Here is a 20,710-nt window from a genome sequence, read left to right on the forward strand (position 1 = left end):
GGATGCTTCCCGCCAGGGCGGTTGCGGGCAGTGTCGTGTCGGTCACTTGTTCTCATGTCGCGGGCCAGCTCGGCGGCCCTGCCGTCGTTGCCCAGGCGCAGGTGGGCCTCGGCCAGCCCGAGCCGCCACGGCACCAGCTCCGGCAGGTCCAGTTCCCAGGTGGCCAGGGTGTCGGCGCAGACCTGGAAGTCGTGCAACGCGTTCTGGAGCCGGTTGGTGGCCAGGTAGTGGTGGCCGCGGGCGAGCACGTAGTTCAGCCCGGCCGGCGAGGCGAACAGGCCCGGCGGCGCCGCCTCGGGCAGCGCGAGCACCGCGGCCGCCGCCTGGTGGTTGTCGAGCTGGGTCAGGGTGCGCACCAGCGTCGCCAGGGGCCAGCCGAGGGCCACGCCCCAGCCGTTGGGCTCCAGCAGGGTCAGCGCCTGCCCGGCGTCGGTCACCGCCCGCTCGAGGTCGCCGCGGCGCAGCGCCAGCTCGGCGCGGACCGCCGCGGCGAACGCCGGCCAGATGTGCGGGCAGTGCCGTCGCAGCCGGTCCTGTGTCCACTGTGGATCGTCGCCGAGCCGGTCGGCGAAGGCGGCGGTCAGCAGGGCCGTGACGCTGAGCGCGGGCGGCTCCTCGTCGGGGCAGCGCGCGAGCGCCGTCAGGGCGGCCGTGGCCGGGTCGGCGCCGTGGCCGTGCACCGGGTACAGGTACGCCAGCGACGTCCCGGCCGCGTGCACGAGGGCCTCGGCGTCCGGGTCGGCGAGCGCGGCCAGCCGCGCGGCCGGCAGCAGGTCGAGGGCCTCCTCGGCGCGGCCGTGCCAGAGCAGGTACGCCACCACCGCGGCGGCGTCGCGCCCGTCGAGCCGCCCGGCCTGCAACGCCGCGGTGAGCTCCGGCAGGTGGCGGCGCACGTCGGCCGGGTTCGCCGACCACTTGGCCCGGGCCAGCGTCGCGGCCAGCCCGGCGCGCTGGATGTCGTCGGCCGGCACGGCGTGCGCGGCCCGCACGTAGCTGTGCGCGTGTTCGAGCCGCCCGGCCCGCACGGCCTGCTCGGCCGCGTCGCGCAGGGTGGGCCCGGCCCAGGCGGCGTCGACGATGCCGGCCTCGACGAGGTGCGGGGCGATCGCGGTGGCCGACCGGCCGTCGCGCCACCACTGCTCGGCGACGTCGCGGTGCAGCCCGGCCCGCGCGTGCGGGCTCATCGTCGCGAGCGCGGCCAGGCGGGCCTGCTCGTGACGGAACCAGCCGTGGTGCAGCAGCCCGCCGCGCTCCAGCAGGTGGGCGGCGCGGGCGACCAGGGTCCCGGGCAGGTGCAGGACCCGGGAGATGTCGGGCAGCGCCGCCGGGTCGCCGAGCACCGCCAGGGCCCGGGCGACGCGGCGGGTGTTCTCGTCGCAGCGGTACAGGAACCCCACCACGGCCTCGATGAACGCGTCGCCGACGACCGGGCGGTCCGCCTCGGCGCCCCCGGCCAGCCGGGTGTCCTCGATGAGGGCGTGCAGCAGCAGCGGGTTGCCGCCGGACAGCGCGTGGTAGTGCGCCGCGGACGGCAGCGCCGGCTCGCCGGTGGACCGGGCGAGGACCTCGGCGACGCCGGCCGGGGTGAGCGTCTCGACCGGGATGCGGCAGATCCGCCCGAGGTGGCCCTTGGGCGTCGGCAGCGGCACGCCGAGCACGGTGTCCGACGGCACCAGGGGCATGCTCTCGCTGAGCAGGACGAGCAGCGGGTGGGCCGCGGCGTGCCCGGCGAGGTACCGCAGGCAGCGCAGCGACGCGTCGTCAGTCACCTGGGCGTCGTCGACGGCCACCACGAGCGGCTCGGACCCGGCCGCACCGAGCAGCGCGTCGCCGACCCGCCGGGCCGCGGCCTCGGCCATCTCCTCGTCGGTACTCCACGCGCCCCGCACGCGGGCCACGACGTCGGTGACCTCGCCGGCGACGGCGGGCGACACCCCGGGGCTGGCGACCAGCCGCTCGAGGACGCCGAGGGGCAGGTGGCGCTCCGGCTCGGCGCCGTGCGCGCTGAGCACGAGCGCGCCGCGGTCCCCGGCCATCATCAGGAACGTCTGCAGCAGTTCGGTCTTGCCGGTGGTGGCCGCGCCGCACACCACCCCTATCCAGCCCGCCCGGCGGGCCGAGCTGGAATATAAACCGTCGAGTAACTTGAGTTGTCGGTCCCGTCCGGCCAGTCGTGCACGCGCCGAGAGCATCCGAGGTTCCCCCGTCTGTGGCAGAAACGTCGTGCAAGCCCGATGCATCCGACGCCGGATGATGGGCGTTGATCGATCTGCGACTACCGCGGGAAATTATTCAGGAGCGATCTCGCTTCTTTCATCAAGACTTCGTCAAATTCTGTTTTCCAACACCCGACCGGACGGCGCGTGCCCCGGGGCCAGGGGCTCCCGGGGCACGTCGGTCCTGCTCAGGAGGTCGTGACCGGCCCGACGTGGACATTGCTCTGCGTGGTGACGCGCGTCACCGGCGTGTTGTAGCAGTCGCCGGCGTCGATGGAGAGGACCTGGGCGGTGCCCTGCATGTCGCCGGTGATGCCGCCCTGGCTGACGTACGAGCCGATCACCAAGGCGATGCCGCCCGCGATCGGCACCCGGACCGCGAAGTAGCCCGTGCCGTACAGCACGGTGCAGCTCGCCGTCTCCGTGGCGTGCAGGCCGACGACGCCCGGGCCGGTGACCCGCCGGCCGTTGACGGTGCCCGTGCACGTGGCCGTGCCGGTCAGGCCGCCGGAGTCGAACGTGCTCACGGTCAGGGTCGGCGTGATGCCCGGCGTGATGTTGCTGGTCACGACGAACACGCACTGCATGTTGACGCCACCGCCGCCGGCGTCGGTGGTCGCGGCGGCGGCGGGCGTGGCCGGCAGTACCGCCGCCACCGGGGCCAGGAATGCGCCGGCGAGCGCGGCGCGGCGTGCTAATTTATTGCGCACGGTTCCTCCGAACTGGACGGGAATAATTGTGCGGCGCCTATTCCTGCCGCATTCGTTCGTTTCCCAACGTTAATGACGTACAGTTCGTAGGGGGTACCCCTAACCGTTACGCGCGAGTGGATGGTCCGATTCGGGGTCGGTATGTCGACATTCCCGGCTGCTACCGATATCCGGTGATCATGCGGTTTTCCGCACGTCGGCGGCATCTGTTCGAGGTCGGCGCACCGCAGGTCCGGCGCCGAGTCGTCGCCACTGGTTGCTGCCGCTTCGTTGCTCTCAGCGAAGGCGCGACGGCTGCCTTTGTCGCCGCCGAGTTGTCGGCATCCCTTGAGGTGCCCATTGTCGACGGCACACCGAAAGAGGCAGCGCACCGCGGCGACGCGGTTATCCTCCGTCATCTGCGGGATATCCGGCGCATCGCAGAAGGGGTGTAGTCGGGGACTGTCTATGTGCCGTCGCGCAGGGAACGGATCATCCTCTTCAGGGTCCGGAATGCGTCTGACTGCTCGGTCTCGGTCAGGCCGGCCAGCATTCTCACCTCGACGGACCGGACCGCTGCGGACGCCTTCTCGAGGCTCCGTTGGCCGCGCGGCGTGAGCCGCGTGGGAAGCACCTTCCCGATGGGTGCCTCCGCGGGCCGGGTCACGTAACCGTCTCGTTCCAGGGCCTGGAGCAGCACGTTCATCGACTGCCGGGTCACGAACGCGCCCCGCGCGAGCTCGGAGTTCGACAGGCCCGGTCGTTGAGCCAGCAGCTCGAGGCAGGAGTAGTGCGTCACGCTCATCCCGAGCGGCCGCAGCACCTCCTCCATGGCTACCCGCAGGGCGCTCGACGCCTCTTTCAGCAGGTAGCCCAGTGACGTCTCCAGGTCGACGCCGGCACCGTCTTGACTCATGTCAGCATTCTGACATAGGTTGACTCGTGTCAGAAAACTGACACGAACGGAAGGAGCATCATCATGCCCGCCACTGGCCCCGACTTCATCTCGCTCCAAACCCGCGACCTCGACGCTGCGCAGGCGTTCTACGAGCGGTACCTCGGCCTCGTCCGGTCGCCGGCCGGACCCCCGCACGCCGTCGTCTTCGACACCAAGCCGATCGCGTTCGCACTCCGCGACATCGTTCCCGGCACCGACCTCGCATCCGTTGCCCAGCCCGGCATCGGTGCCGCGATCTGGCTCCACGCCACCGACGTCCAGGCCATTCACGACGTTCTCGCCGCCGACGGTCACACCATCGTCGCCGCACCGATCGACGGCCCCTTCGGCCGGACATTCACCTTCGCCGACCTCGACGGCTACCAGATCACGCTCCACGACCGCGCCTGACCCAGGCAACGTTGCACCGTCCGACAGGTGAGCGCCAACCGTTGCAATCGGTCACGTGCGGGGTCGGCCGGTGATGCCGTCCAGGACGGTGATCAGGTTGTGGTTGAAGGTCTCCTCCGCATTGAGATGGGCGCCGTCGATGACGAGCCGGGCGACGGTGGGGTACCGGCCGGTGTTCAACATGCGGGTGAGGTAGGGGCCGAGGCTGGCCTGAAAGGCGGCTTCATCGGTGCCGGTGGAACGGGCGGTGCGCCGCTCGGTGATCTCTCTGCGGAGCGCTCCGACGATGAAGGCGTTGAGGGCGCCCAGGGCCCGCTGGAGCTCGTCGATGTCGCGCACGCCGGGGGACTGGCTCAGCGCCGCCGCGGTCGTTTCGCCCACGGCGAGCGCGTGCGGTCCCAGGTGTGGCCTGCCGCCGAGCAGGTCGGAGAACCACTCATGGTCGAGGGCGGCGTCGCGGGTCGCGCGGGCGACCGCCAGCACCGTGGCGCGCCACCCGGACTGCTGGCCGACCTCGGCGATCCGGGCGTAGACGACGTCGACCATCAGGTCGAGCAGTTCGGACCTGTTGGTCACGTAGTCGTAGAGCCGCATCGGGCCGACGCCGAGCTCTTTGGCGATCTTGCGAAGCGACAGGCCGTCGAGGCCGTGCGCGTCGGCAAGCCGGATCGCCGCAGCGGCGATCTTCTCGCGGCTCAACGGCACCGGCGCCGCCCGGGGCAGAGGTTCGGGCCGTTCCCAAACGGGCAGCGGTTCGCTACCGTACGGTGTATCCACAAATACAGTGTACGGTAACGGGGTGAACATGCGCATCGCGATCGCCGGTGGTGGTCTTGGCGGGCTGACGCTGGCACGGGTCCTGCATCGGCACGGCATCGATGCGGTGGTGTACGAGCGCGAGGCGAGCCGATCCGCGCGGACCCAGGGCGGCTCGCTCGACCTGCACCCGGAGTCCGGCCAGCACGCCCTGGCCGAGGCGGGTCTCGCCGGCCGGTTCCGGTCGCAGGCGCGGCCCGAGGGCGAGGAGCATCGCATCGTCGACCCGGCCGGACGGACCCTGGTCCACCATGAGCCGCAACCCGGCTCGTTCTCCGGACGTCCCGAGATCGACCGGAGCGCACTGCGTGATCTTCTGCTCGACTCCCTCCCCGGCGACACGGTTGTCTGGCGGCACCGGCTGGTCGCGGCGACCCCACGACCCGACGGCGGCTGGGAGCTGACGTTCGACGGCGGCCACCGAACCGGCTGCGACATCCTCGTCGGCGCGGACGGTGCGCGCTCATTCGTCCGGTCGCTGCTGACCGACGTCCAGCTGTCCTACGTGGCCACCGTCGTCGAGCTGAACATCAAAGACGTCGACCGGCGCCATCCCGGTCTCGCCGAGCTGGTCGGCCCCGGGAACCTGTGGTGCGTCGGCGTGAACCAGATCCTGGCGGCGCAGCGCCTCGGCGACGGCAGCCTCCGGGTCGGGATCTCGCTGCGCGCAGACGATCGCCCCATCGACACGTACCGGAGCAAGCGCGCGCTGCTGGACATGTTCAGCGGCTGGGACCCGCGGCTCACCGCACTCATCGAGGCCGGCGACGGCGTGCCGTTGCCGCGGCTGATCGAGACGATGCCCATCGGTACGCGCTGGGCCGGCCGGCCGGGCATCACCCTCATCGGCGACGCCGCGCACCTCATGCCGCCGGTCGGCGAGGGCGCGAACCAGGCCATGCTCGACGCCGCCGAACTCGCCGTCCGGCTCGCAGCGAGCCCCGCCGACCCGGACTCGGCGATCCGCACGTACGAGGAGGCGATGTTCGCCAGGACGCACCCGATCGCCGAGATGTCCGCACGGGTCCAGGCGATGATGCTGTCCCCGACGGCGGCGGAGGACATCGTCCGCTTCTTCACGCCCCGGCCCGCCGAACCGGCACCCGCAGACTGAGCACGCGCCGGCGCCGAGCGGCGGAGGTTTCGGGAAAAATCTTCCGGCGTACCGTCGGATCCGGGGCGAGTCGTTCGTAGCACGGGTCAGAGGCGGCCGGGGAGGCCGCCGGGACGAGGGAGTGATGGGATGCCGCGGCCGACGTCCTCCACTTGCGTCCTGTCGCGCTAGCTTCTCTGGGCGAGGCGCTGGGCTTGCCCGTTGTGCACGTCGCTCACCCACTCCCAGCCGGGCTTGGCGGATGGGCCGACCCGGGGGTCGCCGGGGTCGTGGCCGTCGCGCAGGGCGAGCACGTACGCCCGGTCCTGGTCGATCCGTGCGGGTACCTGATCGGCTGCGCCGACGGACCCGTGGCCGGGGACGACGACACCGACATCGTCGGCCACGCCGGCGAGCAGTTGCAGCGCGGCGAGGTAGTGCTCGATCGGGTCGGCGGTGCCGTTGAGGTCGAGCATCGGGATCAGGACATCGGACAGCATGTCGCCGGCGACGAGAACGCCGCGCTCCGCAACCAGCAGCGCCGCATGGCCCGGGGCGTGCGCCTGATGTTCGATGATCCGGACCTCAGGGCCGTCCCACGGGATGCGGGCAGCATCCGCGGGCAGGCCGGTGATGAGGCCGAGCAGGTCCAGTGGTACCTCGTCGGGGATGCCGAACCGGCGTGCATCGATCCCGTTCGACAGTCGGTCCCTGGCGGTGTCCGCGCAGCGGGCCGTGCCGTAGCGGGGCGCCTCGCCGAGCCCGGGGTGCCACAGCAGGTGATCCCAGTGCGGATGGGTCGAGAAGCCCATCACGACGGTCTGGCCCGAGCCGGACAGGTCGTTCGCGAGGCAGGCCAGTTCGTCGCCGTGCACCCCGGCGTCGATGAGCAACACGCCGTCGCCGCCTTGCACGACAACGGCGTTGCTCTGGCAGAACCCGCTCTCGTGGACCAGCACACCGTCCGCGATCCGCCTCAGCACGAGCTCGCCTCCCTTACGTCCTGGATGGCGTAACGGTGCAGCGTGACGCCCTGCTTGAACGAACGCTGCTCGAGCAGGTCGAGGTCGATCGGCATGTCGTAGTCGTCGAACAGCGGCCGGCCGAAGCCGAGGATCGCGGGGTGGGTCCAGACCATCAGCTCGTCGAGCAGCCCCGCCCGGAGCAGCTGCGTCGCGAGCGCCGCGCCGCCCACGCTGATGCTGCCGTCGGTCTGGGCCCGCAGGGCGGCGAGCTGCTCGATCGCGTCGTCGCTGCCGATGATCCGGGTGTTGTGGTCGGCGTCGTGGCGGGTGCGGGAGACGAGCACCTTGGGCTTGGAAGTCCAGATCTCGGCGTACTCACGCATGTAGTCCGGCAGCGACGCGTCCTCGCGCGCCCGTGGCCAGTACTCCTCCATGACCTCGTAGATGACCCGGCCATGGACCATGAGCGCGAGCGTCCGCGTACGCGCGTTGGCCTCGCGGTGCACTTCCTCGTCGATGCGCAGCCACTCGCCCGCGCCGTTGTCCCCGGGAACTTGCTCGATCAGCAGGTCGAGGGACACGTTCATCGAGTAAACGAAGCGGCCCATCCTCTTCCCATCCCATAGTGGTTGCGTTCTGCAATCACTATATTGAGGGCGAAGTACCTGTCAAGGAGGAGTCGTGGAACCACGGTCCGGGTGTCCGATCAACGCCGCCGTCGAGGCGCTCGGCGATCGCTGGTCGCTGCTCGTCCTGCGCGACATCATCTTCGGCGACCGCCGCTACTTCCGGGCGCTGCTCACCGGGTCGATCGAGGGCATCGCCTCGAACATCCTCGCCGACCGCCTGGTGCGGCTCGTCGAGGCGGGGATCCTCACCCGCGGCACCGCCGCCCGGGGCCAGCGTGCCCGCTACAGCCTCACTGAAGCCGGCATCCAGACGCTGCCGATCATCTACGCCCTCGGCAACTGGGGCCTCGACTGGCGCCCCGGCAGCGACGAGCTCCGGAGCCGGCAGCAGCTCATGCGCGACGAGGGTCCGGCGTTCGTCGAGGAGCTCATGGACGAACTCCGCGTCCGCCACCTCGGCGCCCCGCCGAAGCCGCACGACGGCCCGGGCCCGTTCGAGCGCCTCGATGCCGCCTACACCGCAGCCGCCGAGCAGGCACACGCCGACTAGGTAGGACAGCTCGCGGTAGAGCGCCTGCTTGGACCCGGTTTCGCGGCGCCGGCTCGGCATTGTCGATGACGCAAGTCGCTGGTTGGCGGGGGCTACGCTGTCGCGGGGAGGGGCAGGGCCTGGGTTTCCGGGGTGCGACTGTCCAGTTTGTACATCCGCGTGTTCATGGCCACCCGGGCTGCCCAGGGGAGTCTGGTCATCACGTTGTCGATGAAGTTGGCGTCGGCGCCGAGGTAGTTCTTGTATCGCGGTTTGGGCTTTTCGACGATGCGGTGGAGCTTGCGGGCGAGCTGCTCCGGGCGGGCGAGCATGGAGTTCGACGCCGAACTCGCGCCCAGGTTCGCGTAGTGATCGAGGAGGTTCTGGTATCGCGCCCGGCCGGCCTCGGGCATGGCGCTGAGGGTTGCGGTCAGGTCGCCGGTGGTTTTGGCCAGCAGCGGTGTCTTCGTGAGCCCGGGGATCGCGAGGACTGTATGGATGTCAAGGAGTCGCAGGTCGTAGAACATCGACTCGGTCAGGCCGATCAGGGCGAACTTCGATGCGTTGTAGAAGCCGATGAACGGGGCTGACATCAGGCCGGCCCACGACGCGATGTTCACGACCCGCGCCTTCACCTTGTTGTCACGGTTGTGCGCGACGAGCAGCGGGATGAACTTCTGGGTGATGCGGTACGGGGCCATCAGGTTGACCTCCATGACCTGCCTCGCGCGCTGTTCGTCGGCGAACTCGAACGGTGCCGAGTAGGTGGTCCCAGCGTTGTTGAGCACGGCGTAGAGTCCGCGTGCTCCCACCTTCGCGGCGACTGTGGCGTATGCCCGGTCGAGGTCGGCCGGGACCGTCACGTCCATCTGGATCGGATGAACGTTGGCGATGGCCTCCAGTGTGTGCCGGTCGGTTTCCGATCGGTAGGTGGCGAACACATCGTAGTCGTGCGAGGCGAACTCAACCGTTGCCGCGCGTCCAATGCCGGACGTGGCACCGGTGATGAAGACCGACTTTTTCATGGCCTGTTTCCTTCTCGTTGGTAGGGCTCGGTCAGGGGTTGCAGACGAACCGGATGACCTGGCGCATCTGGTCGAGGTATTCGGGCATGGACGAGACAAGGTGCTTGAGTCCCGCAGAGGTGGCATAGAGCATCGTCGCCACCGATTCCGCGCTGTCCCCGTTGCGCCGCCACGGGCTCGAACGTTCCGTCTGGTTGAGAGCCGCCGCGAACTCGGCGATGATCATCCCCTCGAGTTCCTTCGCCGGCCGCCCGGTGAGCCGCTCCGCGATCTCAAGGACTTCGTCCAACCGCGATGCGAGCGTCTCGCCGGCCATCGATGCGAATGCGTTCAGAATCCGCTCCTCCAGCGGGACTCCAGCCGCGACCAGCGCGGCGCGGGACGAGGCGACGCTGGTGGTGAGCAGATGATCGATCGTCGCGGTGAACAGCGCCTCCTTGGTCGGGAAGTGCAGGTAGAGGCCCGCCCTTGAGATCTCGGCCAAGCGTGCGACCTCGTCCACCGATGCCTTCCGGTATCCGAATCGCAGCAGGGTCGCCGCCGCCGCGCCGAGGATCATCGACCGGCGATCGCGGCCCGTTCCTGTTGCACCATCGTCTTCGCTCACATCTACAAGGTAGACAATATGTGCCGACACTGTCAAGTATGACGAGGAGTGGACTGCTACTGGAGGTGGTGAGCCCAGAGGCGGTTGACCTACGTCTCCGCAGGTCGACCGCGCCACAAGACGGATCGGATCGCGTGCGGCGCGGTGCTACCGGCACCGCGCTGCACGCACGCGTGAACACACCCGGCTGACAGGTGCCTCGACAGCGGGTCCGACCTTGACTGCCCGGTCCAGCGGACGAAGCGGCGGCGTCGGGGACGAGGCGGATGCCGACACCGTGGGAGGCGCCGAGCTGGTGCCGGGACCGTAGCCGGATGTCGTGTACGTGGGAGAGGTCGGTATCCGGACAGGGCAGCGGTCGAGCGTCAGGAGATGCCGGCAACGAAGAGCAGTCCGGCGGCGACGAGACCGGCTTCGACCAGGATGACGAACGCGCGGTCGCTGACGCGGCCGACGATCTTCTTGCCGGCCCAACTGCCGGCGAGTGTGGCAGGGGTCAGAGCGGCCCCATACAGCAGCACTCGCGTGGTGAGCAGGTCACCGGTCCCGTATGCCGCAGTCTTGGTCAGGTGCATGGTGACCGCGGCGGCTGCCTCGGTGCCGATGTAGGCGGCCCGGGTAAGGCCGTAGGCGAGGAAGAACGGTGCGGTCAGCGGGCCGACCGAGCCCAGGAGTGCGGATCCGAAGCCCGAGGCCGCGCCGACCCAGACGAATGCGTGGTCGCGGGGCGCGCCGGGTCGCCGGTGGAGGCGACGCCAGACGACGACGCCGATCAGGAAGAGCCCGAGGATGCGTTTGAGCGGGCTCAGCGGAGCGTGTGCCAGGAGCAGTGCGCCGGCCACGGCGGATGCCGTCGCGTTCACTGGCGGGACCTGTCCGAGTAGCGCGGTGGCGAGACCGGCCGCGGTTCGTGTACGGCGAGCCCCACCGCCGCGCCCCCGCTTTGCGGTCTATACCCCCGGGGGGTATGGTGGGACTGAGTGAAGGGAGGGCGCCATGTCCGACGCGACCAGCAGGACGCACGTGCACAGCGGCCATCACGACCATGGATCGCCGCCAGACGCCCACGCCGGCCATGCGGTCCACCACGGTGGGCACCAAGGGCACGACAAGCATGCCGGGCACGACCCGGAGATGTTCCGGCGCAAGTTCTGGCTGAGCCTGGCGCTCACCGTGCCGGTGGTGCTGACCAGCGAGATGGTCATGGACTGGTTCGGCTACCGGCTCGACTTCCCCGGCGTCACCTGGGTCGGACCGCTGCTCGGCTCGGTCGTCTTCCTCTACGGCGGATGGCCGTTCCTGGTCGGCGGCGTCCGCGAGGTCCGCGACCGGGCGCCGGGCATGATGCTGCTGATCTCGATGGCGATCACCGTCGCCTACGTCGCCTCGGTGGCCACCAGCGTCGGCCTGTTCGACCTCGACTTCTGGTGGGAGCTCGCCGCCCTCGTCACGATCATGCTACTCGGGCACTGGCAGGAGATGAAGGCGATCGGCCAGGCCCAGGGCGCGCTCGCCGCGCTCGCGGCCCTGCTGCCCGACGAGGCCGAGGTCGTCGCCGCGGACGGCACCGTCGCGGCGGTGCCGGTGGCGCACCTGCGCGTCGATGACGTGGTCCTGGTCCGCTCCGGCGCCCGCGTCCCCGCGGACGGCCGGGTCGTCGACGGCGAGGCCGACCTGGACGAGTCGATGATCACCGGCGAGTCCCGGCCGGTGCGCCGCGGCCCCGGAGACCGCGTGGTCGCCGGCACCGTGGCGACCGACTCCGCGCTGCGGGTGCGGGTCGATGCGGTCGGCGATGACACCGCCCTCGCCGGGATCGGCCGTCTGGTCGCGCAGGCGCAGGAGTCCTCCGGGCGGGCCCAGGTCCTGGCCGACCGGTTCGCCGCGGTGCTCTTCTACGTCGCGACCGCCGCCGCGGCGGCGACATTTGCGGTCTGGTGGGCGCTCGGCAACCTTGACCAGTCGGTGGTCCGCACCGTGACGGTGCTGGTGATCGCCTGCCCGCACGCGCTCGGCCTGGCCATCCCGCTGGTGATCGCGCTGTCCACGGCGGTCTCCGCCAAGGCCGGCATCCTGGTCAAGGACCGCCTCGCCCTGGAGCGGATGCGCACGGTCGACGCGGTGCTGTTCGACAAGACCGGCACGCTCACCCGGGGCGCGCACGTGGTCGCCGGTGTCGCCGCCGCCCCGGGCGTGCCCGAGGACGAGGTGCTGCGGCTGGCCGGCGCCGTCGAGGCCGACAGTGAGCACCCCCTGGCCAGGGCGATCGTCTCGGCCGCAGGCGACCGCGCGGCCCGGGCCGCGGAGTTCCGCTCCCTGACCGGGCGCGGCGTGCAGGCCACCGTCGACGGGACCCGCTACGCGGTCGGCGGCCCCGCCCTGCTGCGCGAGCTCGGCGCCGAGGTGCCCGGCGAGCTCGTCGAGCAGACCGCCGCGTGGTCGGCGCGCGGCGCCGCGGTGCTGCACCTGCTGCGCGTCGGTGACACCGGCGCCGAGGTGCTCGGTGCGCTGGGACTCGAGGACGAGGTACGTCCGGAGGCCCGGCAGGCCATCGCCGAGCTCCGCGCGCAGGGCGTCGGCAGACTGGTCATGATCACCGGGGACGCCCGGCCGGTCGCCGAGGCGGTCGCCGCCGACCTCGGCCTGGACGAGGTGTTCGCCGAGGTGCTGCCCGCCGACAAGGACCAGGCCGTCGCCCAGTTGCAGGCCCGTGGGCTCACCGTGGCGATGGTCGGTGACGGGGTCAACGACGCACCGGCCCTGGCCCGCGCCGACGTCGGCATCGCCATCGGCGCCGGCACCGACGTGGCCATCGAGTCCGCCGGCGTGGTGCTGGCCTCCTCCGACCCGCGCGGCGTCACCGGGGTGATCCGCCTGTCCCGCGCCTCCTACCGCAAGATGATCCAGAACCTCGCCTGGGCGGCGGGGTACAACATCGTCGCGATCCCGCTCGCGGCAGGAACGCTGGCCTGGGCGGGCATCACCCTCAGCCCCGCGATCGGGGCGGTGCTGATGTCCGCGTCCACGATCGTCGTCGCCCTCAACGCCCAGCTGCTGCGCCGGGTCCGGCTGACGCCCGACCTGACGTAGTCCGCGACTCTCTGGTGGTGCCAGCGCCGCGAGGCCCTCGATGGGGCCCCGCGGCGCTCGGCGTTGACGGCGGCGTGGCGGGCGGCCATTTCCGAGCGGTTACCGAAATGTGTCCTTGACCTTGGGAGACCCGCGTGGGACTTTGTATCGCAACTTAATGAAGTAGGTGGACGAAGTGCCGTTAGCGAAGCATGGGGCCGGGCGGGACCTCTCCCGGTCGGCGGTGCTCGCGCTCCTCGGGAGCCGAGGGCCGATGTCCCGCGCGGACATCGCGCGTGAGCTCGGGCTCAGTCCCACCGCTGTGTCGCAGATCATGCGCCGGCTGCTGGAGCAGCGGATGGTCGAGGAGGTCGCGCAGGCGCCGTCCAGCGGTGGGCGGCCCGGGTCGCTCATCGGCCTCGTGGGCGGGGCCGGCCGGGCGCTCGGGGTCAAGGTCGCGGCCGACCACCTCGTGATCGTCAACGTCCGGCTCGACGGGCAGATGCTCAGCAGTACCACCCTGGCGTTCGACGCGATGGCCCCCGACGCACTCGCCAGGCTCGCCGCCGAGCTGGCGCCGCACACGCTCCTCGACCCCGGGCTGCCCAAGCTTCTCGGCGTCGGCGTGGCGGTGCCGGGCGTCGTGCCGCAGCCCGACAAGGGCATCGTCGACGCCGACGTGCTGCAGTGGCGCCGGCTGCCGGTCGGCCGGCACCTGCGCGGTGCGCTCGGGCTGCCGGTCGTGGTGGAGAACGACGTCAACGCCCTCGCCGTCGCCGAGGTGCTCTACGGCCACGGCCGCGAGGCGGACGACTTCCTCGTGCTGACCATCGGCCGCGGCATCGGCCTGAGCATCGTCGCCGACCGCTCGGTGTACCGGGGCGGCAAGGGCGGCGCCGGTGAGTTCGGGCACGTGCCGATGGACGACCAGGGGCCGCTGTGCCAGTGCGGCCGGCACGGCTGCCTGGAGGCGTGGCTCGGCGAGCCGGCGCTGGAGCGCATCGCCCGCGCCGGTGGCGTGATCGGCCCGCGCCAGGGGTTCGCCGCGCTCGTCGCGGCCGCCGACCGCGGTGACGGGCCCGCCGTCGAGATCTTCGCCGACGCCGGCCGGCTGCTCGGCCGGGCGGTCGCCGGCGCCGCGAACATGCTCGACCCGGCGCGGATCGTCCTCGCCGGCGAGGGAGTCGCGCACTGGATCCACTGGGACGCGACGTTCCGCGCCGAGTTCGCCCGCCGCCAGGTCCGCGGCGGCGACGGGATCGACGTGGTGGTGCACGACTGGGACGACAGCAGCTGGGCGCAGGGCGCGGCGGCGCTGGTGCTCGCCGCGCCGTTCGACCTCGACGGGTTCGGCGGCGAACAGGCGAACCTCGTCGTCGCCCGCCTGCACGGCTCCGGCGGCGCCGACGGGACGGTGGAGTGATGGTCGGCCCGCGCGGGGTGCGCAAGGCCGCCGTCGTCGCGCTGTTCCTGCTGCCGAGCGCCGTCCCGCTGCTGCTGTTCACGATCGCGCCGATGTTCGGCGCGGCGTGGATCAGCCTGCACGACTGGAACCTGCAGTCGCCGATGCGGTGGACCGGCCTGGACAACTACACCCGGCTGCTCGGCGACGCCGCCACCCGCGACGCGCTGCTGCACACGCTGTACTTCCTGGGCTTGTACCTGCCCCTGGTCTACGTGCTGGGCCTGGCGCTCGCCGTCGGGCTCAACCGCCGGTTCCCCGGGCGGAGCCTGGTGCGCTCGATGTACTTCCTGCCGGTCGTCACCAGCTGGGTCGTCGTCGCGCTGACCTGGAAGTGGCTGCTGAACCCGGCCAACGGCCTGGTCAACCACGCCCTGGAGGCAGTCGGCATCCCCGGGCCGGGCTGGTGGGCGTCGGCGGGCTGGGCGATCCCGTCCGCGGTCGTCGCGTCGGTGTGGAAGGACGCCGGGTTCGTCATGGTCATCCTGCTGGCCGGCCTGCAGAGCATCCCGGAGGAGTACCTCGAGGCCGCCCGCCTCGACGGCGCCTCGGCGTGGCAGACCTTCTGGCGCGTCACGTTCCCGCTGCTGACCCCGTCGAGCTACTTCGTGGTGGTGATCTCGCTGATCAGCGGGTTCCAGGTCTTCGACCAGATCTACGTCATGACCGGCGGCGGGCCGGCCGGCGCCTCCCGGCCGCTGGTCCAGCAGATCTACGACCTGACGTTCCGCTACGGCGACGCCGGCGGCGCGTCGGCCCTGAGCCTGCTGCTGTTCGCGCTGATCCTGGTGGTCACCGTCGTCCAGCAGCGCCTGCTGCGCCGGTGGGTGACCTATGTCTAGGCGCCTGCTCGCCGCGGTGCTCGCCGTCGGCGCACTGCTCATGATCTTCCCGTTCGTCTGGACCTTCGTCACCTCGATCACCGCCGGCGGCGACGTGCTCACCACGCCCCGCCTGATCCCCGAGCAGGCCGGCCTCGACGGGTACCGCAAACTCTTCGAGGTCCTGCCGTTCTGGCGGATCACGGTGAACAGCCTCGTGCTGGCCGTGGTCTCCACCGCGCTGCTGCTCATCACCAGCTCCACGGCGGCCTATGCCTTCGCGCGGCTCGACTTCCCCGGCAAGAACGTCGTCTTCGTCGCGTACCTCGCGACGCTGATGATCCCCATGCAGGTGCTCGTCGTGCCGCTGTTCATCGAGGTCCGCGCGTTCGACCTGGTCGACACGTACGCCTCGCTCATCGTCCCGACGATCGCCTCCGCGTTCGGTGTGTTCCTGCTGCGCCAGTCCGTCGCCGTGCTGCCCAGGGAGCTCGACGAGGCGGCGTTCGTCGACGGGGCCGGGCACATCCGCATCTTCCTGCGGATCACGCTGCCGCTGATCCGCCCCGCCCTGGTGACCTACGGCCTGTTCGCGTTCATGTCCAGCTGGAACGCGTTCCTGTGGCCGCTCGTCGTCATCCGCTCCCGCGAGTTTATGACCCTGCCACTGGGCCTGGCCAGCCTCAGCGGCGAGTACACCGTCCAGTGGAACGCGATCATGGCCGGCTCGGTGGTGAGCATCGTTCCCATCCTCGCCCTCTACGCCGTGGCGCAGCAGCACATCGTGCAGAGCGTCGCCCAGGCCGGTCTCAAGTAACCAGACACCCCGCACACCCCGCACACCCCCCGATTGTGAGGACCAGCATGTCCGCTCGACCCTGGCTCCGGTTACACCGGGCCGCCGCCCTGATCGCCGTCGCCGCGCTCGCCCTCGCCGGATGCTCGAAGGGCTCCGCCACGAAGGACACCTCCGAGGGCGGCGTCACCACGGTCCGCTACCTGACGTTCTCCGCGGCGCCGGACCACCTCGACGACCTCAACGGCATCGTCGCCGCGTTCGAGAAGGCCAACCCCGACGTCAAGATCTCCGTGCAGACCGCGCCGTACAAGGACTACTTCACCCAGCTGCAGACCTCGATCGCCGGCGGTACCGCGCCCGACGCCTTCGAGCTGGACTACCAGAACTTCGTCACCTACGCCCAGGCCGGCTCCCTCGCCGACCTCGCCGGCCCGGCCGCCAACGACAAGACGTGGCAGCCGTCGGTGCTCTCGCCGGCCGCGCTCGACGCGTTCAAGCACGGCGGCAAGCAGTACGGGCTGCCCGAGTCCTTCTCGACCGTCGTGCTCATCTACAACAAGGCGCTGTTCGACGCCGCCGGCGTGGCCTACCCGACGGCCGACTGGAAGTGGTCGGACGAGACGGCCGCCGCGCAGAAGCTCACCGACAAGGCCAAGGGCGTCTACGGCGACTACCAGCCGGTCAGCTTCTACGAGTTCTACAAGGCCGTGAACCAGGCCGGCGGCACGTTCCTCAGCGCCGACGGCAAGTCGGCCACGTTCAACAGCCCGCAGGGCGTCGCGGCGGCGAAATGGCTCATCGGCAAGCCCGGCGCGACGATGCCGACGCTGACCGAGATCGGCAACACCCCGGACTTCGACACCAACCTGTTCAAGGCCGGCAAGCTCGCGATGTGGCACAACGGGAACTGGCAGTTCGACACGCTCAAGAGCGTGCCGTTCGGCTGGGACGTGGTGGTCGAGCCCGGCGACGCGCAGAAGGCCAGCGCCGTGTTCCAGAACGGCGTCGCGGTGTCGGCGAAGAGCAGCCACCAGGACGCCGCGTTCCGCTGGCTGAACTTCCTCACCACCTCCGAGCAGACCGTCACCGCGCGGATCAACTCGTCGTGGGAGCTGCCGCCGCTCGCCGACGCCTCGAAGCTGTCCGGCTACCTCGACAAGACGCCGCCGTCGAACCGCAAGGCGGTCATGGACGCGCTGGGCAAGCAGTCGCTGCTGCCGGTCATCGCCAAGGAGCAGCAGATGCAGGACATCGTCAACGACGCCCTGACCAAGGCGGCCGGCGGCGCGGACCTGCAGAAGACCCTCGACGACGCGGCCAAGCAGGTCACGGCCCTGCTCTGACGCCCCTCCTCTAGCAGCGTAAGGGACAGCACATGCGCGACCTGGTCGAGCACAGCATCAAGGTGATCACCCGCGAGCAGGCGCCGAGCGGCGCCTACCCCGCCTGTTCGAACTTCCCCGTGTACGGCTACGCGTGGCTGCGCGACGGCGCGTTCGTCGCCGACGGTCTGCGGGCGCACGGCATCGTCGACGGGCCGCGGGCCTTCCACGAGTGGACGGCCCGGGTCGTCGGCGAGCGCGCGGGGCGGATCGAGGCGGTCGTCGCGGCGCTCGCCGCCGGTGAGGACGTCGACCAGGCGCGTTTCCTGCCCACCCGCTACACCCTCGACGGCGCGGACGGGTCGGAGTCCTGGTGGGACTTCCAGCTCGACGGCTACGGCACCTGGCTGTGGGCGCTGGAGCGGCACCTCGCCGGCGCCTCCGACCGGGCGTTCGCCGAGGCGGTCGCCCTCACGGTGCGCTACCTCTGCGCCGCGTGGCGGCTGCCCTGCTACGACTGGTGGGAGGAGCACGCCGAGCGGGTGCACGTCGCCACGCTCGCCTCGGTCGAGGCCGGGCTGCGCGCGGCGACGCGCACCGGGCTGCTCGGCGACGCCGACGCCGGCGCGGCGCTGTCCGCCGCCGGCGAGATCGCCGCGGTCATCGCCGGGGAGGGCAGCGTCGACGGGCGGCTGCGCAAGTGGCTCGGCTCCGACGCCGTCGACGGCAGCCTCCTCGCCGCCGTCGCGCCGTTGCGGGTCGTGGACGACGCCACGGCGGCGCGCACGGTCGCCGCCGTGGAGCGCGACCTGCTCGACGACGGCGGCGTGCACCGGTTCCGGGCCGACGTGTTCTACGGCGGCGGGCGGTGGCCGGTCCTGGCCGGGCTGCTCGGGCAGGCGTACCTGCGGCTCGGCCGGCCCGGCGACGCCGGCCGCCAGCTCGCCTGGATCGCCGGCACCGCCGCGGCCGACGGTGACCTGCCGGAGCAGGTCAGCGACCGGCTGCTGCACCCGGAGCACCGCCGGGAGTGGCTCGACCGGTGGGGTCCGGTCGCGACCCCGCTGCTGTGGTCGCACGGCGCGTTCCTGTCCCTCGCCGCCGAACTGGAGGTAACCCTGTGATCCGGCACCGGCCCTTCGGCTCCGGCCACGTCTACCAGCCGTCCATCGACCAGCGACTGCCGGTGCGGCCCCTCGCGGGCGAGCCGGTGAACCTCGGCGTCGCCGCCGCCGCGTCCGTCGCCTCGGTGCGCTGCGAGTGGGACGGCGGCGGGTTCGACCTGCACCGCGAGGGCGCGCCGACCGGGCCGACGGCCGGGGCCGAGGGGCACCTCGCCACGGCCGCCGCCGGGCAGCGGGGCCGCAGCGTCCGCTGGGCCGCCGACAGCCCGCCGCTGCCCGCCGGCCGGCGGGTCCGGTACCGGTTCGTCGCCACCGACGGCGCCCGCACCCGCCGCACCCGGTGGTTCGAGGTGGGCGGCGCCGCCTGGTCGCCGGCCGGGGGCACGCTCACCACCCACGGAACGAGCCGCCTCGTGCCGGACAGCACCTCGTGGCTCGTCGGCCCCGACGGGGTCCACAAGGTGCGGTTCGCGCTGCGGCTGACCGCCGGCGAGCACCTGGTCGGGTTCGGGGAGCGCTTCGACCGGCTCGACCAGCGCGGGCACGCGCTCGACGCGACGGTCTTCGAGCAGTACAAGGGCCAGGGCACCGCCGGGCGCACCTACCTGCCGATGCCGTTCGCGCACGTCCTCGGCGGTTCCGGGTGGGCGTTCCACGTCGACACCGCCGAGCGGACCTGGTTCGACGCCGGCGCGGACCTGTGGGTCGAGGCCGACGTGGTGGGCGGGCGCCTGGACGTCCGCTTCTACGACGGCACCCCCGGCGAGATCCTGCACCGGTGGCTCGGCGAGGTCGGCCGGCCGCAGCCGCTGCCCGACTGGGTGTTCCGGCTGTGGGCCAGCGGCAACGAGTGGAACACCCAGGAGCGGGTGAGCACCGAGATGGCGCTGCACCGCAAGCACGACATCCCGGTCGGGGTCGTGGTCGTCGAGGCGTGGAGCGACGAGTCGACGTTCGTGGCGTTCCGCGACGCGCGGTACGAGGTCCACGACGACGGCCGCCCGCACCGCCTGGCCGACTTCACCTTCCCGCCGGACGGCGCCTGGCCGGACCCGAAGGGCATGGTCGACGACCTGCACGCCGACGGCGTCAAGGTCGTGCTGTGGCAGATTCCGCTGCACAAGATGCGCCCCCAGCCGACCGGCCAGGCCGCCGCCGACGCCGCCACCATGGTGGCCCGCGGCTACGGGGTGCGTGAGGGCGACGGCCGGCCGTACCGCAACCGTGGCTGGTGGTTCCCGACCGCGCTCATGCCGGACCTCACCGGCGCCGAGGCGCGTGACTGGTGGCTGGCGAAGCGACGGTACCTCGTGGAGGACGTCGGCATCGACGGGTTCAAGACCGACGGTGGCGAGCACGCGTGGGGCCACGACCTGCGCTACGCCGACGGCTCGGTCGGCGTGACCGGCAACAACCGCTTCCCGGTGCACTACGCCGCCGCGTACGGTGACCTGCTGCGCTCCTGCGGCAAGGCGCCGGTCACGTTCAGCCGGGCGGGCTTCACCGGCTCGCAGGCGCACGGCGTGTTCTGGGCCGGCGACGAGGACTCCACGTGGGAGGCGATGCGGTCCTCGCTGCGGGCCGGGCTCACCGCGGCGGCGTGCGGGATCGTCTACTGGGGCTGGGACCTGGCCGGGTTCTCCGGGCCGGTCCCCTCGGCCGAGCTGTACCTGCGGGCCACGGCGATGTCGGCGTTCCTGCCGATCATGCAGTACCACTCGGAGTACAACCATCACCGCAGCCCGTCACGCGACCGAACCCCGTGGAACATCGCCGCGCAGACGGGCGACCCCGAGGTGCTGCGGGTGTTCCGCCGGTACGCCCACCTGCGGGAGCGGCTGGTGCCGTACCTCGCCTCCTCGGCGGCCGGGGCGGTCGGGACCGGCTGGCCCATGCTGCGGTCGGTGTGCCTGGTCGCGCCGGACGACCCCGGCGCCTGGCAGCACCCGTACGACTACCTGCTCGGCGACGACCTGCTGGTCGCGCCGGTGGTCGCGGAGGGTGCCACGACCCGGTCGGCCTACCTGCCGCACGGACGGTGGCTGGACCTGCGCACCCACGAGGTGCTGGACGGCGGCCGCGTGGTGGAGGTCCCGGCCCCGGTCGACGAGATCCCGGTCTGGTGCCGCCTGGAGTCGGCGGACCGCCACCGCGACCTCTTCACCGCCGGCTGACCGGGCAACCGCTCAGTGGACG

At 71.6% G+C, this 20,710-nt stretch carries 20 protein-coding genes; 11 read left to right on the top strand and 9 right to left on the bottom strand.

The annotated features are described in order from the left end of the window. Both ABZS66_RS32395 and ABZS66_RS32400 read right to left on the bottom strand, forming a co-directional pair. A partial coding sequence (locus ABZS66_RS32395; RefSeq protein WP_354764350.1) for an AAA family ATPase occupies positions 1-2,240 on the bottom strand: 2,240 nt, incomplete at its 3' end. 164 nt (positions 2,241-2,404) lie between these two features. Next, positions 2,405-2,926: a hypothetical protein gene (locus ABZS66_RS32400; RefSeq protein WP_354764352.1), complete on the bottom strand. Its 522-nt coding sequence runs from the start codon at positions 2,924-2,926 to the stop codon at positions 2,405-2,407. A gap of 173 nt (positions 2,927-3,099) precedes the next feature. Between ABZS66_RS32400 and ABZS66_RS32405 the strand changes: the two genes are divergently transcribed. Beyond that, entirely contained in the window at positions 3,100-3,360 is a 261-nt protein-coding gene (locus ABZS66_RS32405) for a hypothetical protein (protein WP_354764354.1), read from the top strand. An 11-nt stretch (positions 3,361-3,371) separates the two neighbouring features. Here ABZS66_RS32405 and ABZS66_RS32410 read toward each other — a convergent pair whose 3' ends face one another. Beyond that, positions 3,372-3,821 (bottom strand): MarR family transcriptional regulator, encoded by a 450-nt coding sequence (locus ABZS66_RS32410; protein ID WP_354764356.1) that lies wholly within the window; start codon positions 3,819-3,821, stop codon positions 3,372-3,374. Between the two features lie 63 nt (positions 3,822-3,884). Here ABZS66_RS32410 and ABZS66_RS32415 point away from each other — a divergent pair, with 63 nt between their 5' ends. Then, a complete protein-coding gene (locus ABZS66_RS32415; protein ID WP_354764358.1) occupies positions 3,885-4,253 on the top strand; it encodes a VOC family protein in 369 nt (122 codons plus the stop codon). A 51-nt stretch (positions 4,254-4,304) separates the two neighbouring features. On the opposite strand, the gene ABZS66_RS32420 is transcribed toward ABZS66_RS32415, so the two are convergent. Next, the gene (locus ABZS66_RS32420) at positions 4,305-5,030 is read right to left on the bottom strand and encodes a TetR/AcrR family transcriptional regulator C-terminal domain-containing protein (RefSeq protein ID WP_354764360.1); all 726 of its coding nucleotides are present in this window, start codon (positions 5,028-5,030) and stop codon (positions 4,305-4,307) included. A 28-nt stretch (positions 5,031-5,058) separates the two neighbouring features. On the opposite strand from ABZS66_RS32420, the gene ABZS66_RS32425 reads away from it, so the two are divergent. Next, positions 5,059-6,183, top strand: a complete 1,125-nt coding sequence (locus ABZS66_RS32425; RefSeq protein WP_354764431.1) for an NAD(P)/FAD-dependent oxidoreductase — start codon at positions 5,059-5,061, stop codon at positions 6,181-6,183. Between the two features lie 167 nt (positions 6,184-6,350). Here ABZS66_RS32425 and ABZS66_RS32430 read toward each other — a convergent pair whose 3' ends face one another. Beyond that, entirely contained in the window at positions 6,351-7,145 is a 795-nt protein-coding gene (locus tag ABZS66_RS32430) for an MBL fold metallo-hydrolase (RefSeq protein WP_354764362.1), read from the bottom strand. After that, positions 7,139-7,735, bottom strand: a complete 597-nt coding sequence (locus tag ABZS66_RS32435) for a dihydrofolate reductase family protein (RefSeq protein ID WP_354764363.1) — start codon at positions 7,733-7,735, stop codon at positions 7,139-7,141. The genes ABZS66_RS32430 and ABZS66_RS32435 overlap by 7 nt, the downstream gene beginning before the upstream one ends. Positions 7,736-7,808: 73 nt before the next feature. On the opposite strand from ABZS66_RS32435, the gene ABZS66_RS32440 reads away from it, so the two are divergent. Beyond that, on the top strand, positions 7,809-8,306 hold the full coding sequence (locus ABZS66_RS32440; RefSeq protein WP_354764364.1) for a helix-turn-helix domain-containing protein: 498 nt from the start codon (positions 7,809-7,811) through the stop codon (positions 8,304-8,306). Positions 8,307-8,398: 92 nt separating this feature from the next. On the opposite strand, the gene ABZS66_RS32445 is transcribed toward ABZS66_RS32440, so the two are convergent. From ABZS66_RS32445 to ABZS66_RS32455, 3 genes are all read right to left on the bottom strand, one after another. Then, a complete protein-coding gene (locus tag ABZS66_RS32445; RefSeq protein WP_354764365.1) occupies positions 8,399-9,310 on the bottom strand; it encodes an SDR family NAD(P)-dependent oxidoreductase in 912 nt (303 codons plus the stop codon). Positions 9,311-9,341: 31 nt separating this feature from the next. After that, positions 9,342-9,917, bottom strand: a complete 576-nt coding sequence (locus ABZS66_RS32450) for a TetR/AcrR family transcriptional regulator (protein ID WP_354764367.1) — start codon at positions 9,915-9,917, stop codon at positions 9,342-9,344. A 365-nt stretch (positions 9,918-10,282) separates the two neighbouring features. After that, entirely contained in the window at positions 10,283-10,780 is a 498-nt protein-coding gene (locus ABZS66_RS32455) for a sulfite exporter TauE/SafE family protein (RefSeq protein ID WP_354764369.1), read from the bottom strand. Between the two features lie 271 nt (positions 10,781-11,051). On the opposite strand from ABZS66_RS32455, the gene ABZS66_RS32460 reads away from it, so the two are divergent. From ABZS66_RS32460 to ABZS66_RS32490, 7 genes are all read left to right on the top strand, one after another. Then, positions 11,052-13,007 (top strand): heavy metal translocating P-type ATPase, encoded by a 1,956-nt coding sequence (locus tag ABZS66_RS32460; RefSeq protein ID WP_354764433.1) that lies wholly within the window; start codon positions 11,052-11,054, stop codon positions 13,005-13,007. A 175-nt stretch (positions 13,008-13,182) separates the two neighbouring features. Next, positions 13,183-14,409: an ROK family transcriptional regulator gene (locus tag ABZS66_RS32465; RefSeq protein ID WP_354764371.1), complete on the top strand. Its 1,227-nt coding sequence runs from the start codon at positions 13,183-13,185 to the stop codon at positions 14,407-14,409. Next, a complete protein-coding gene (locus ABZS66_RS32470; protein ID WP_354764373.1) occupies positions 14,409-15,290 on the top strand; it encodes a sugar ABC transporter permease in 882 nt (293 codons plus the stop codon). Before ABZS66_RS32465 ends, ABZS66_RS32470 begins: the two co-directional genes overlap by 1 nt. After that, positions 15,283-16,086, top strand: a complete 804-nt coding sequence (locus ABZS66_RS32475) for a carbohydrate ABC transporter permease (RefSeq protein ID WP_354764375.1) — start codon at positions 15,283-15,285, stop codon at positions 16,084-16,086. The genes ABZS66_RS32470 and ABZS66_RS32475 overlap by 8 nt, the downstream gene beginning before the upstream one ends. Positions 16,087-16,133: 47 nt before the next feature. Further along, positions 16,134-17,411, top strand: a complete 1,278-nt coding sequence (locus tag ABZS66_RS32480) for a sugar ABC transporter substrate-binding protein (protein WP_354764377.1) — start codon at positions 16,134-16,136, stop codon at positions 17,409-17,411. A 32-nt stretch (positions 17,412-17,443) separates the two neighbouring features. Then, on the top strand, positions 17,444-18,514 hold the full coding sequence (locus tag ABZS66_RS32485) for a glycoside hydrolase family 15 protein (RefSeq protein WP_354764379.1): 1,071 nt from the start codon (positions 17,444-17,446) through the stop codon (positions 18,512-18,514). Further along, a complete protein-coding gene (locus tag ABZS66_RS32490) occupies positions 18,511-20,688 on the top strand; it encodes a TIM-barrel domain-containing protein (RefSeq protein WP_354764381.1) in 2,178 nt (725 codons plus the stop codon). Before ABZS66_RS32485 ends, ABZS66_RS32490 begins: the two co-directional genes overlap by 4 nt. The last annotated feature ends 22 nt before the right edge of the window (positions 20,689-20,710 follow it).

The sequence above is a fragment of the Dactylosporangium sp. NPDC005572 genome (assembly GCF_040605515.1).
Classification (GTDB): Bacteria; Actinomycetota; Actinomycetes; order Mycobacteriales; family Micromonosporaceae; genus Dactylosporangium.

Coding starts and splice junctions, on each gene's coding strand:
- ABZS66_RS32410 (WP_354764356.1), bottom strand. CDS start 3,821: ATGAGTCAAGACGGTGCCGGCGTCGACCTGGAGACGTCACTGGGCTAC.
- ABZS66_RS32415 (WP_354764358.1), top strand. CDS start 3,885: ATGCCCGCCACTGGCCCCGACTTCATCTCGCTCCAAACCCGCGACCTC.
- ABZS66_RS32425 (WP_354764431.1), top strand. CDS start 5,059: ATGCGCATCGCGATCGCCGGTGGTGGTCTTGGCGGGCTGACGCTGGCA.
- ABZS66_RS32435 (WP_354764363.1), bottom strand. CDS start 7,735: ATGGGCCGCTTCGTTTACTCGATGAACGTGTCCCTCGACCTGCTGATC.
- ABZS66_RS32445 (WP_354764365.1), bottom strand. CDS start 9,310: ATGAAAAAGTCGGTCTTCATCACCGGTGCCACGTCCGGCATTGGACGC.
- ABZS66_RS32460 (WP_354764433.1), top strand. CDS start 11,052: ATGTTCCGGCGCAAGTTCTGGCTGAGCCTGGCGCTCACCGTGCCGGTG.
- ABZS66_RS32470 (WP_354764373.1), top strand. CDS start 14,409: ATGGTCGGCCCGCGCGGGGTGCGCAAGGCCGCCGTCGTCGCGCTGTTC.
- ABZS66_RS32475 (WP_354764375.1), top strand. CDS start 15,283: ATGTCTAGGCGCCTGCTCGCCGCGGTGCTCGCCGTCGGCGCACTGCTC.
- ABZS66_RS32480 (WP_354764377.1), top strand. CDS start 16,134: ATGTCCGCTCGACCCTGGCTCCGGTTACACCGGGCCGCCGCCCTGATC.
- ABZS66_RS32485 (WP_354764379.1), top strand. CDS start 17,444: ATGCGCGACCTGGTCGAGCACAGCATCAAGGTGATCACCCGCGAGCAG.